12 protein-coding genes are annotated in these 11,602 nt (G+C 39.7%); 7 read left to right on the forward strand and 5 right to left on the reverse strand.

What is annotated here, in order from left to right:
• Positions 1–18: 18 nt before the first annotated feature.
• Positions 19–1,293: a sensor domain-containing diguanylate cyclase gene (locus tag CWC30_RS10275; protein WP_138627031.1), complete on the reverse strand. Its 1,275-nt coding sequence runs from the start codon at positions 1,291–1,293 to the stop codon at positions 19–21.
• Between the two features lie 467 nt (positions 1,294–1,760).
• Here CWC30_RS10275 and mnmA point away from each other — a divergent pair, with 467 nt between their 5' ends.
• The 5 genes from mnmA (at position 1,761) to CWC30_RS10300 (ending at position 6,556) form a co-directional block, all read left to right on the forward strand.
• Complete coding sequence (gene mnmA, locus CWC30_RS10280; RefSeq protein ID WP_008113585.1) at positions 1,761–2,861, forward strand: tRNA 2-thiouridine(34) synthase MnmA; 1,101 nt, start codon at positions 1,761–1,763, stop codon at positions 2,859–2,861.
• Positions 2,861–3,463 carry a high frequency lysogenization protein HflD gene (gene hflD / locus CWC30_RS10285; RefSeq protein WP_096038467.1) on the forward strand — a complete coding sequence of 201 codons (603 nt, stop codon included), beginning with the start codon at positions 2,861–2,863 and terminating at the stop codon, positions 3,461–3,463. The genes mnmA and hflD overlap by 1 nt, the downstream gene beginning before the upstream one ends.
• A 31-nt stretch (positions 3,464–3,494) precedes the next feature.
• Entirely contained in the window at positions 3,495–4,865 is a 1,371-nt protein-coding gene (purB, locus tag CWC30_RS10290) for an adenylosuccinate lyase (protein ID WP_138627032.1), read from the forward strand.
• Between the two features lie 80 nt (positions 4,866–4,945).
• Positions 4,946–6,088, forward strand: coding sequence for a ribosomal protein uL16 3-hydroxylase (locus CWC30_RS10295; RefSeq protein WP_028835166.1), 1,143 nt, complete (start codon positions 4,946–4,948; stop codon positions 6,086–6,088).
• A 9-nt stretch (positions 6,089–6,097) separates the two neighbouring features.
• Positions 6,098–6,556: a GNAT family N-acetyltransferase gene (locus tag CWC30_RS10300; RefSeq protein ID WP_013465047.1), complete on the forward strand. Its 459-nt coding sequence runs from the start codon at positions 6,098–6,100 to the stop codon at positions 6,554–6,556.
• 33 nt (positions 6,557–6,589) lie between these two features.
• Here CWC30_RS10300 and CWC30_RS10305 read toward each other — a convergent pair whose 3' ends face one another.
• Together CWC30_RS10305 and CWC30_RS10310 are read right to left on the reverse strand one after the other, a co-directional pair.
• Entirely contained in the window at positions 6,590–7,807 is a 1,218-nt protein-coding gene (locus CWC30_RS10305) for a pyridoxal phosphate-dependent aminotransferase (protein WP_016900382.1), read from the reverse strand.
• A gap of 128 nt (positions 7,808–7,935) precedes the next feature.
• Positions 7,936–8,280 carry an Hpt domain-containing protein gene (locus tag CWC30_RS10310; protein ID WP_013465049.1) on the reverse strand — a complete coding sequence of 115 codons (345 nt, stop codon included), beginning with the start codon at positions 8,278–8,280 and terminating at the stop codon, positions 7,936–7,938.
• A 132-nt stretch (positions 8,281–8,412) separates the two neighbouring features.
• On the opposite strand from CWC30_RS10310, the gene CWC30_RS10315 reads away from it, so the two are divergent.
• Together CWC30_RS10315 and CWC30_RS10320 are read left to right on the forward strand one after the other, a co-directional pair.
• On the forward strand, positions 8,413–9,006 hold the full coding sequence (locus tag CWC30_RS10315; protein WP_138627033.1) for a tRNA-uridine aminocarboxypropyltransferase: 594 nt from the start codon (positions 8,413–8,415) through the stop codon (positions 9,004–9,006).
• A gap of 25 nt (positions 9,007–9,031) precedes the next feature.
• Positions 9,032–9,817, forward strand: a complete 786-nt coding sequence (locus CWC30_RS10320; RefSeq protein ID WP_138627034.1) for a CLCA_X family protein — start codon at positions 9,032–9,034, stop codon at positions 9,815–9,817.
• 17 nt (positions 9,818–9,834) lie between these two features.
• Here CWC30_RS10320 and dcd read toward each other — a convergent pair whose 3' ends face one another.
• Both dcd and apbC read right to left on the reverse strand, forming a co-directional pair.
• A complete protein-coding gene (gene dcd / locus CWC30_RS10325; protein WP_013465052.1) occupies positions 9,835–10,419 on the reverse strand; it encodes a dCTP deaminase in 585 nt (194 codons plus the stop codon).
• Positions 10,420–10,421: 2 nt separating this feature from the next.
• Positions 10,422–11,498, reverse strand: a complete 1,077-nt coding sequence (gene apbC / locus CWC30_RS10330) for an iron-sulfur cluster carrier protein ApbC (RefSeq protein WP_138627035.1) — start codon at positions 11,496–11,498, stop codon at positions 10,422–10,424.
• Positions 11,499–11,602 lie beyond the last annotated feature (104 nt).

Consider the following 11,602-nt stretch of genomic DNA (forward strand, 5'->3'; position numbering starts at 1 on the left):
AAGGTTAAACATGCTGTGTTATTCATGCCTTCCTAAGGCAATACAATTTCTGCCCTGCCTTTTTGCATAATACAGCGCACTATCCGTTGCTTTAAAAAAATCGACATGGTTAGTTTTTTCGCCATGTTTTACCGTATGAACTCCCATACTCACAGAGAGAAAGCCAGTAAAACTATCTTCATGAGCTATCGCTAAATCTTCAATAGATTTTTGTATTTGTTCTGCAATAAAGAGTGCACCTTGATTATCTGTTTGTGGGAGTAAAACAACAAACTCTTCTCCGCCATAGCGCGCTACAAAGTCCTCAGGACGACTGACTGTTTCTGCTAGCTTTTGCGCTACGCTACGTAAACACTTATCCCCTGCAATATGACCATACCTATCATTAAATTTTTTGAAATTATCTATATCAATAATGATCATAGAAAGTTGAGTATTTACTTTTATCAGTTTTTTAAATTCAGCATGTAATTTTTCGTCAAAACGGCGTCTGTTGGCAATTTTAGTCAATGAGTCTAAAAAGGCCATATCGCTGAGTATCTCTTGGGTTTTCAAACGCTCCGTCGCATCGTTAAATACAGCAATAAATTCACTTTCTACACTAATACCTGACACTTGCATTATCACTTTCGAACCATCTTTACATACAATTTGATAGTCATTAGCAGGAATATCGTCATTATTTTTATTTGCCTGCGCTAAAGACTCACCCCACATCGTTTGAGCAGACTCTCTATAACTAGGCTCAGGATACGCGACCTTCCACCACTGTTTTAAATTAGGGATATCATCAATTGTATAGCCAAATACATCTACAAAGCGTTGATTAAGCTTTAAAATATCGCCGGTTACCATACAAACATTACACACGGGCAAAGGCAAAATAGTAAATAATTTTGCATAATGGCTCAGCTCATGTTTTCGCATTGGATGTTCAGTTGCACTACTAACAAAACGCTGCTGTTCAACGTGTTTCATTTCAAGAGAAGCATTCATAGTGGCAACAAAATGCCATTCTAACCACCACTTTTCTAGCTGCTTTAAAATGACTTGTTGAAAGGGATTAATAAAGTCTAAAGAATGTTCAATGAGTCTAAATAGCGCTGAAATAGGGTTGGGTTCTTCAAAGCGGTAAGGACGAGGAACCCTAATGGTTTGATAAAACAGTTGGTAAGCTGATTCTTTAACGTTATGTGGTAATTGTTCTGCTACTAAGCAATCATCGCGTTGTACCTTTGTTGATAACTCAACAACGTAAGATTTTACCTTTTGTGCTTGAGAAGCATAATTCATATATTCATTCCATTGACTATATTATAAATACTTATTTGAGTGTTTATTCAATTTAAACTCATCTAAAGGTATTGCATAATCATTTGGTTGTAAAGGTTTGTTAATGAACAATAATAAATATATTCTTTGATTTTCTATAAACAGTACTAACACCTTAAATAAATAACATTTACTCATCATTTATAACTTAAATGAGTGTTTATAATTTAATGGCCTGACATCTAGGACCTGTTGTTCTTTGCAAATTAAAATGTGTTCAAACAAAGGGGCTATAATATCACCGCAAAATGTGTAATCAAATCGGCTAAGTAAAAATCGACTAACAAAGAGTAAATCATCCCTAACCAACATAAAAAAAAGCAACAAAATCTATTCAATAGCCCTTCCTCTCTTTAAGCACTTACAAAATACATGCTATAATCGCGGCCTTTCCAAGTTAACAGTAATCTGTATAAGCGAAATTATTCATGAGCGAAAATAGTCACATTAAAGTCATCGTTGGTATGTCCGGCGGTGTTGATTCTTCTGTATCTGCATATTTATTAAAACAACAAGGCTACCAAGTAGAAGGCTTGTTTATGAAGAACTGGGAAGAAGATGACAATGATGAATATTGCGCTGCCGCTGAAGATTTAAAAGATGCCCAAGCTGTCTGTGACAAATTAGGTATTGAACTTCATACCGTTAACTTTGCAGCGGAATACTGGGACAACGTATTCGAATACTTTTTAGCAGAGTACAAAGCTGGTCGCACACCTAACCCAGACATAATGTGTAACAAAGAAATTAAATTTAAAGCCTTTTTAGAATTTGCGGCTCAAGCACTTGGTGCTGACTTTATAGCAACGGGCCACTACGTGCGTCGTGAGCTCAGAGATGATAAATATGTTATGTGCCGTGGCCTAGATGATAATAAAGATCAAAGCTACTTTTTGTACACATTGAGTCATGAACACATCGCGCAAACGCTGTTCCCTGTCGGAGATATTGCCAAGCCAGAAGTGCGCCGTATTGCTGAAGAGCAAGATTTAATTACCCACGATAAAAAAGACAGTACTGGTATTTGTTTTATCGGTGAGCGTAAATTTAAAGATTTCTTACAAAAATTCTTACCTGCTCAACCTGGTGTTATTGAAGACACAGATGGTAACAACGTTGGTGAACATGAAGGGTTGATGTACCACACCTTAGGTCAGCGCAAAGGCTTGTTAATTGGTGGTATGAAAGAAGGCTCAGGCGAACCTTGGTATGTTGTAGACAAAGATGTTGAACGCAATGTATTGATTGTGGGCCAAGGTAAAAATCACCCTCGCCTTTACAGTAATGGCCTAAATGCCAACCAATTACACTGGGTAGATCGTGTTGGTCCTCAAGGTACTACTCGTTGCACCGTAAAAACACGCTACCGTCAAGAAGACCTAAGCTGTACCTTGTTAGTCGGTGAAGATGGTATGGCACGCGTATTATTTGATGAGCCACAAAAAGCGGTAACACCAGGACAATCTGCCGTATTTTACGCTAATGAAGTGTGTTTAGGTGGTGGTATTATTGACTCGGTGATCAAATAATGAATCAACATCAAGTCATGGCGCTTGCAGCCATGTGTCAAGTGGCTAAGCAAGTTCAGAAGGTTGCTCAATATGGTCGCGTTGATGAACAAGATTTATCGATTTTATTATCAAGTATTGTGCAAACCTCGCCAGCTTCCCCAGAAGATGTTTATCAAGGTGAACATAACTTACGTGACGGCTATAAAACATTGATGGCACAATTGAGTGCCGGTGCTCAAAAAGATGTAGAAATAGTCAAATATGTGGGTGGTTTAATGCAGTTAGAGCGTGCGCTTAGTGCTAACAGTAAAAGCCTCAATGAATTAGGTAAACGTATTGATGATATTCATCGTCGTTTAGATCATTTTGCTATTACCGATGACAGTGTTGTCGCCGGTTTAGCAGATATATACTCGTCGGTGCTAAGCCCCCTTGGGCACCGAATTCAGGTTTATGGTAAACCCGAGTTATTAAAACAGCAGCTCACGCAAAATAAAATCCGCGCATTACTTTTAGCCGGAATTCGCAGTGCAGTATTATGGCGACAAATGGGCGGCAAACGTCGTCATTTCTTTTTTGCGAAAAGAAAAATTCTCGCCATAGCTAAAACAAAAATTTAATTATCGTTCAAACTAAAATTTAGGAGTTATTATGGAGCTTTCAGCGTTAACGGCTATCTCTCCGGTTGATGGTCGCTACGGCAGCAAAACCACTGAACTACGCAGTATTTTTAGCGAATTTGGATTAATCAAATACCGCGTAACCGTTGAAGTGCGTTGGTTGCAAGCGTTAGCTGCAGCAAGCGAGATTAAAGAAGTCCCCGCTTTTAGCGACGAAGCAAATGCGCTGTTGAATGCAATTGTAGATAACTTCTGTGAAGCTGATGCTCAGCGAGTTAAAGACATCGAACGCACGACAAACCATGATGTTAAAGCCGTAGAGTATTTACTAAAAGAAAAAGTAGCTGATAATGCTGAGCTACACGCAATTAACGAATTTATTCACTTTGCCTGTACTTCTGAAGATATTAATAACCTATCTCATGGTTTAATGTTAAGTGAAGCGCGTAACCACGTCGTTTTACCTTATTGTGATGAGTTATTAAGCGCCATTAAAGAAAAAGCAATTGAGTACAAAGCCATTCCAATGATGACTCGTACACATGGACAGCCTGCAACGCCTTCGACTATGGGTAAAGAGTTTGCAAATGTTTACATGCGTTTAAAGCGTCAACGTGACCAAATTGCACAAGTAGAAATGCTAGGTAAAGTAAACGGTGCTGTGGGTAACTACAATGCACATCTAAGTGCGTACCCTGACTACGATTGGCATACCCACGCCGATAAGTTTGTAACTAGCCTAGGTTTAACACTCAACCCGTTTACCACGCAAATTGAACCGCATGATTACATAGCAGAGCTTTTTGATGCAATTGCACGCTTTAATACCATTTTGCTCGATTTTGACCGCGACATGTGGGGCTACATTGCACTTAATCACTTTAAGCAAAAAACCATTGCCGGTGAAATTGGCTCATCAACTATGCCACACAAAGTGAACCCGATTGATTTTGAAAACTCAGAAGGTAATTTAGGCTTAGCCAATGCTATCTTTGGTCATTTAGCACAAAAACTACCTGTGTCTCGCTGGCAACGTGATTTAACTGACTCAACCGTATTACGTAACTTAGGTGTAGGTATGGGTTATGCGGTAATTGCATACCAATCAACCCTTAAAGGTGTAAGCAAACTTGAAGTAAACGAGCAACGTTTAGCAGATGAGCTTGACCAAAACTGGGAGCTGCTTGCTGAACCAATTCAAACCGTTATGCGTAAATACGGTATTGAAAAACCATATGAAAAGCTAAAAGATTTAACCCGTGGTAAACGTGTAAATCAAGAAATTATGGCTGATTTCATCGATGGTTTAGACCTACCAGAAGCTGCAAAAATTGAAATGAAAAAACTAACGCCGGCTAACTACATTGGTCGCGCTGTTGAGTTTATTGATGATTTAGTTTAATCACTCAAATCTACTAATAAAAAGCGAAAGGTACCTGCCTTTCGCTTTTTTCATTTAGGTCTTAACGTTATAGGCATTCTATGTATCAATTAAAAATAAATGAATTATCAGAGCAAGCGTTTTTAAGTCAATATTGGCAAAAAAAACCACTGTTGATCAAAGCTGGTTTTAAAGATTTTCAAGATCCACTTGATGCGAATGAACTCGCAGGCCTTGCTATGGAAGACAGCATAGAATCGCGTATTATTACTAACCACAATCAACAATGGCAATCGCATCAGGGACCATTTGACGATTTTGAAATACTCACTGATCAGCACTCGACACTACTCGTGCAAGCAGTGGATCATTGGCATCCAGAGGCTGCTCAGTTACTTGAACCTTTTCGTTTTATACCTAATTGGCGAATAGATGATTTGATGATCAGCTACTCAACCCCCGGTGGCGGTGTTGGCCCACACCTAGACCAATACGATGTATTTATTATTCAAGGTGAAGGTAAGCGCCATTGGCGGGTAGGATTACCCGACCCAACACTAAAACAGTTTGCTCAAAATAAAACATTACTGCAAGTTGAAGCTTTTAGTGCAGTAATTGATTGTATTTTGGAGCCCGGTGATATTTTATATATACCACCCGGTTGTCCTCATGAAGGCTATGCGGTTGAGAATGCACTTAACTATTCAGTCGGTTTTAGAGCACCTAATCAACAAGATTTACTTTCAAGTTTTGCTGATCATATTATCGACACAGAAAGCGGCCAAAAAAGGTATACCGACCATACCCTCGCCCTGCGTGATTCTAAAGGTGAGCTAACACAAAGCGAAGTCGATAAAGTAAAAACGTTAATGCAAGCATTGCTAGAAGACGAGAGTTTATTTAAACACTGGTTAGGTAATACCCTTAGCCAACCTAAGCATGATATGGACTTAGCCCCTGAAGAAGACCCATTTAGTGTCGAACAAATACAACAACTGCTTGAAAACCAAGTAACATTTGAGCGTTTAGGGGGCACACGTGCTATTTATCAATGTATGGATACAGAGTTACTTCTAAGTATCAATGGCGAAAACTACGCTTTACCCTTATCTGATTTAGAAGCGGTAAAACAGCTTACTGATTTTATTGAATTTGATAGTAGCGTGCTTAATGCAACCACACCTAGCCTAGATTTTATCGAAACTTTTACTACACTGGTTAATGAGGGTATTTGGTTTAGCTAGGAGGAGGTCATGGTTTATACCGTTGACAAAGTTGATTGGCAAAGTGAAAAAAGTCAACTGCAACATATAAGGGAGCGAGTGTTTGTATATGAGTTACATATTCCTAAACGTATTGAGTTTGATAACTTAGATGCACTCGCTCAACATATTCTGGTCACCGATAATATGCACTCACCTGTTGCCACAGGTCGATTATGTAATGATGGTTTAATTGGTAGAATCGCCGTATTGCCGCAGCATCGCAACCGCAATGTTTATAAGTCACTGCTTAATTTCATTGTTAAATTAGCAGCGGAGCAAGGTATTGAAGCAATCAGTATTAATTGTATTTTAAACGAAGTAGAACGATTCAAAAATAATGGGTTTACTGTGCAAGGCCACGTCTTTATGGAAGCAGGTATCCCAAGGCAACGTATGCAGTGCCCTATTGCATGCTTTGAAACACGACCATTTACCTTAGTGCATTAACGAAAAAACGAGCCACTTGGCTCGTTTTTTTCTTTATTCTTGTCGGTAATCTTTGAAAAAACGCTGCATTTTCATCATTGCACTCGATAAATCATCTTTATTAGGTAAAAACACCAATCTAAAATGATCAGGCTCTGGCCAGTTAAAGGCGCGCCCATGTACTAACAATATTTTTTCTGCTTTTAACAAATCAAACATCATTTGTTCATCGCTTTTAATATTGAATTTAGCGGTATCCACTTTAGGGAAAGCATAAAGCGCCCCTTTAGGCTTTTTACAACTAATTCCATCAATCGCATTTAAGCCGCGCCAAGCAATATCACGTTGCACATATAAACGCCCACCGGGGTCAATTAAGCTATCAATTGACTGAACGCCACCCAATGCTTGCTGAATTGCATATTGTGCGGGCACATTGGCACAAAGACGCATTGAGGCAAGAATATCTAAGCCTTTAATTAAATCTGTCATTAATGCGGTGCGACCACTTAACACCATCCAGCCCATTCTAAGCCCAGCAGCACGGTATGTTTTAGCTAAGCCATTAAAGGTGATGATAGGGAGATCATCGCATAATGAACCAATAGAAGTATGGGTAACACCGTCGTATAGAATTTTCTCGTATATTTCATCGCTTAACAGCAAAAGCTTGTGCTCTCGAGCAATATTGATCAATTCTTCAAGTAAAGCGTCACTGTACACAGCCCCGGTTGGGTTGTTAGGATTAATTAGCACCAATGCTTTGGTTTTAGAGGTGATTTTACTCTTAATATCATCAATGTCAGGAAACCAATCTTGCTCTTCATCACACAAGTAGTGAACCGGATTACCACCTGCTAATTTTACCGAGGCTGTCCAAAGCGGATAATCTGGAGCGGGAATTAACACTTCATCATCATTATTCAACAGTGCTTGAGTAACCATTTGGATAAGCTCACTCACACCGTTGCCAATGTAAATATTATCAACGTCTAAATTGTGTAAGCCACGCTGTTGGTAGTGCTGATAAATAGCAACACGCGCAGAATAAAGACCTTTAGAGTCACAGTATCCTTGAGCTGAATATAAATTACGGATGATATCGCGATGCATATCTTCAGGCATATCAAAGCCAAATGCGGCGGGGTTACCTATATTAAGCTTTAATACCTTTTGGCCCTCATCCTCCATTTTTTTAGCTTGCACTAAAACGGGACCTCGGATGTCATAACAGACGCCGTCTAATTTATGACTCTTTTTTATTTCTGACATTGTTACCTCTAAAGAGCAAGTTAGCCATTAGACTAACGCAGTAAAGCCGTGAATTACTAGGAAAATTAAGCGCTTAAAACTGAAAAAAATTCACGTTAACACTCTTTTTTATTACTATTGAAACGCGTTTAGCGCCCAGCTAACCATGCATTTAGTTTTGCTTGTGAACCAGTAACTTGCGCCATTAATCCATCGGCTGCATTAACAGCCTGCTCGTCATTCCCGTTATTTAAATTATATTCAATTAAACGAGCAACTTCGGCTAAACTTGCCGCACCAAATTGAGCGGCGTTTGATTTAAGGCTATGAGAGTGGCGAATAGCAGCCTCTTTATCTTGCCCAAGCGCAGCAATTGCTTCGTTCCCCAATCGCTCAAATTCCGCACAACAAAACTCCAGCGTATCTGGAAATTGTTCACCTAATAGCGATTCCATACTTTCTAAAGCGGATTCGTCAATATTGATCTCTGTCATATTCATGCCCTTCAATACGGTCCATCGATTTTCTTCTTATCTCTTACTCTATATCTAAGCACAAAAAAAACCAACTTTATTAGTGCAAAAATGTATAATTACGGCAAATGTACCAACGAAATAGTGTATTCTATGGCACGTCCTCTTTGTAAACAGTGTAACTTTTCGCTAAGCACTTGTATTTGCAGCGCAATTACCCGTGTTACTAACCAAACTCAGGTTATTATTTTGCAGCACCCCAATGAAGCAAAAGTTAGCAAAAATACGGCGCAGCTATTAGCTTTAGGTTTAACCCACTGTAAAATTATTAAAGGCGAAAATAATCAAGACTTCGCCTGTTTACAGAACCTGCCTATTGAATCGAGCGTATTACTCTACCCAAGCGAGCACGCCGTAAAATTAGACCGACCGAATAGTAAAGAAAACCTTCCAGAGATTACGCATTTAATTGTGATTGATGGTACATGGAATAAAGCCTTTAAAATTTTGCAATTAACCCCGTTATTACAACAGTTTAAAACGGTAAGCTTTAGCCATATTCCCACCAACCGTTATGCTATTCGTAAAGCCCCTAGAGCAGATAGTTTATCGACACTAGAAGCAGTAGCACATAGTTTATGGCTCATAGAAGCACTAAGCCCTGCGCCCTTGTATGGTTTATTAGAGGAATTAATAAAAAAACAAACCCAACACATGCCCGCTCACGTAAAAGCACGTTACTTGTAATGTATGAGCTGAAATAAAATAACCGATGCGTAATACCACATCTCGATTAAAACGCGGATTTTCTCGCCAAGGCCCCGACTATCGTTTTGACGATCAAGTCGATTTTAATGATATAAGAACCACTTTTGGTTTTCGTTCTATGGTGGTTGGTAAATGGGTTACTAAAGAAGAGCGCTTTATTAGTGCCAACTTAATTTATGATGCGCTGGCTGATTTAGCGCAGATTTTGCATTTACCACCCACTGCCATTGGCCTGCGTGGCAAACTTAATTTCGCTTTTGGTCACGGTGGACAAAAAGGCGTGCAAGCACATTATAATGCGTATGACCAAACCTTAGCACTGGCTAAAAATGCAGGCGGTGGCGCTTTAGCCCATGAATGGTTTCATGCTTTTGATCATCATATTAGTAAGCATTTGTTTAAATCAAAAACCCGCTTTGGTTTCGCTTCTAAGTTATGGTTATCACACTCTCCCGACTTAAGCCATCCACTTAATGATGCACTTAATCAATTTTATAAACAGGTGTTTTTAGAGCAAAGCGGTGAAAATGCCAATGAATTTGTAAATAAATGCATTGCGTTTGATAAAGCGCATAATCAGCAGTATATGAGTATGCCAGAGGAGCTTGCTGCTCGGTGTTTTGAAGCCTGTATCAACGAGCATCAAACAATCAAAAACAGTTTTTTAGTCGGCGGTTTGAGTAATAATAACTTAATTTATCCTGAGCTAAAGCAAACGTTACACGCCAATGAAGCGCTTAACCATTATTTTCAACTATTAGGTTATGCGCTTCATCAACTAGAAAAATAAGCTATTGTTTAGCTCAGTTATTTATCGTCACTGATACGACTTGCTACCGCACTATTCTGATCTTTATATTTTGCATCAATGCGGGTGTTATAAGGGCTTTCACACGGACCGGTAAGTGTTTCAAAACTCATTGCGCCAATTTTCATCATAGGTCTGAGCGCAAGCGGCAGCTTACCCGAGTTATAAAACTCTAAAACAATATTACCACTCCAACCAGGATCGATTCTGTGTGCTGTAACATGCACCATTAAACCTAAACGTGCCAGCGATGAACGCCCGTCTAACCAACCAACAATGTCTGCAGGTAGGGTTACTTTTTCATAGGTTATTGCCAACGCAAGCTCGCCAGGATGTAGAAAAAACGCTTCGCCTTCAGCTAATACAATTTCGTCGCTCATGATTGATTCTAACGCTTTATTAAGCTGATCTTTTGGACCACTTAAATCAACATAAGCGGCATTATGGGCATGAAATGTTCTAAACTTATTACCTAAGCGAAGATCAGCGGTAACCCCTGAAATCATTTCACTCGTTGGCGCGGGCTCGATAACAATGCGCCCATCGTTTAAGTATTCTTTAATATGTGTATCTGAAAGTCTCATTTTTAATCTTCCGTAATCACAACGTCAATCGCGTTGTGATGTTGTTGATAGTAAAGCGTGCTGGCAATCAATCGTGCGGCCGCGCTGTAAGTTTTGCTAATAACCGCATCTGTATCATCGGCAATCAACTTACCTTGCTCAGAGGATTCTCTGATATCAATCGCAAGCGGAATATGCGAAAGCACAGGCACACCATGCTTAAGGGCTAATTTTTGTGCACCGTCTTTACCAAATACATGATTGGCCTCGCCGCAATGCCCACAAATGTAATGGCTCATATTTTCAATCAAACCGAGCACTGGCACATTTACTTTATTAAACATAGCAATACCCTTTTGCGCATCAGCAAGCGCTAAGTCTTGTGGCGTCGTGACAATCACGGTGCCACTGGCTGGCACTTTTTGGCTCATGGTTAATTGAATATCACCGGTACCTGGCGGCATATCTACAATTAAATAATCAAGTTCACCCCAATCGGTTTCATTTAAAAGCTGACTAAGCGCGCCTGAGGCCATTGGGCCGCGCCATACGGTGGCATCATCGCTGGGGACTAAAAAACCGATAGATTGCGCTTTAATACCATTGGCATCAAACGGTTGTAATTGTTTATTGTCTTTTGTAACCGGCTCACTGCCAACTAATCCTAACAACATAGGAATTGACGGACCGTAAATGTCGGCATCTAGTATGCCTACTTTTGCGCCTTCATTTTTAAGCGAGCCTGCCAGATTAACGGCCGTAGTAGATTTACCCACCCCACCTTTTCCTGAGGCAACTAAAACAATATGTTTAATGGCTTTAAATTTCGCAGGCTCTTTAAGGTGAACACTGGCCGTTACGTTTACATCAATCTTTAAACGCTCAGTCAAAAATTGAGCCACATGCGGCATTTCAGATTGCGCCGCAAAAGGGAGATTGAGTTTAACCGTAATTGATTTATCGGTGTTTTGAGTGATATCAGCAATGAAATCTTGCTCAATACCCACAGCGAAAGCGGCACTGCGATAGGCCGCTAGAGCAGAAATAATCGGTTGTTTTTGCACCGATTTTGCAGAGAATAGTTTCGACAGTCCAAACATAGCAATAAAATAGCGTTTCTTTGATGAAAAGTGCCACGGAATTATGTAACATTCAGGGCATTAACACCAGTCAATTAGTAAATATCGATAAGCAGTGTGCTCTG

Source organism: Pseudoalteromonas sp. S4741 (assembly GCF_005886135.1).
Lineage (GTDB): Bacteria > Pseudomonadota > Gammaproteobacteria > Enterobacterales > Alteromonadaceae > Pseudoalteromonas > Pseudoalteromonas tetraodonis.

Bases quoted from the DNA above. Each gene is read 5' to 3' on its own strand.
- hflD (WP_096038467.1), top strand. From the start codon at position 2,861: ATGAATCAACATCAAGTCATGGCGCTTGCAGCCATGTGTCAAGTGGCT.
- apbC (WP_138627035.1), bottom strand. From the start codon at position 11,498: ATGTTTGGACTGTCGAAACTATTCTCTGCAAAATCGGTGCAAAAACAA.
- purB (WP_138627032.1), top strand. From the start codon at position 3,495: ATGGAGCTTTCAGCGTTAACGGCTATCTCTCCGGTTGATGGTCGCTAC.
- mnmA (WP_008113585.1), top strand. From the start codon at position 1,761: ATGAGCGAAAATAGTCACATTAAAGTCATCGTTGGTATGTCCGGCGGT.
- dcd (WP_013465052.1), bottom strand. From the start codon at position 10,419: ATGAGACTTTCAGATACACATATTAAAGAATACTTAAACGATGGGCGC.
- CWC30_RS10310 (WP_013465049.1), bottom strand. From the start codon at position 8,280: ATGACAGAGATCAATATTGACGAATCCGCTTTAGAAAGTATGGAATCG.
- CWC30_RS10275 (WP_138627031.1), bottom strand. From the start codon at position 1,293: ATGAATTATGCTTCTCAAGCACAAAAGGTAAAATCTTACGTTGTTGAG.
- CWC30_RS10320 (WP_138627034.1), top strand. From the start codon at position 9,032: ATGCGTAATACCACATCTCGATTAAAACGCGGATTTTCTCGCCAAGGC.
- CWC30_RS10295 (WP_028835166.1), top strand. From the start codon at position 4,946: ATGTATCAATTAAAAATAAATGAATTATCAGAGCAAGCGTTTTTAAGT.
- CWC30_RS10305 (WP_016900382.1), bottom strand. From the start codon at position 7,807: ATGTCAGAAATAAAAAAGAGTCATAAATTAGACGGCGTCTGTTATGAC.
- CWC30_RS10315 (WP_138627033.1), top strand. From the start codon at position 8,413: ATGGCACGTCCTCTTTGTAAACAGTGTAACTTTTCGCTAAGCACTTGT.
- CWC30_RS10300 (WP_013465047.1), top strand. From the start codon at position 6,098: ATGGTTTATACCGTTGACAAAGTTGATTGGCAAAGTGAAAAAAGTCAA.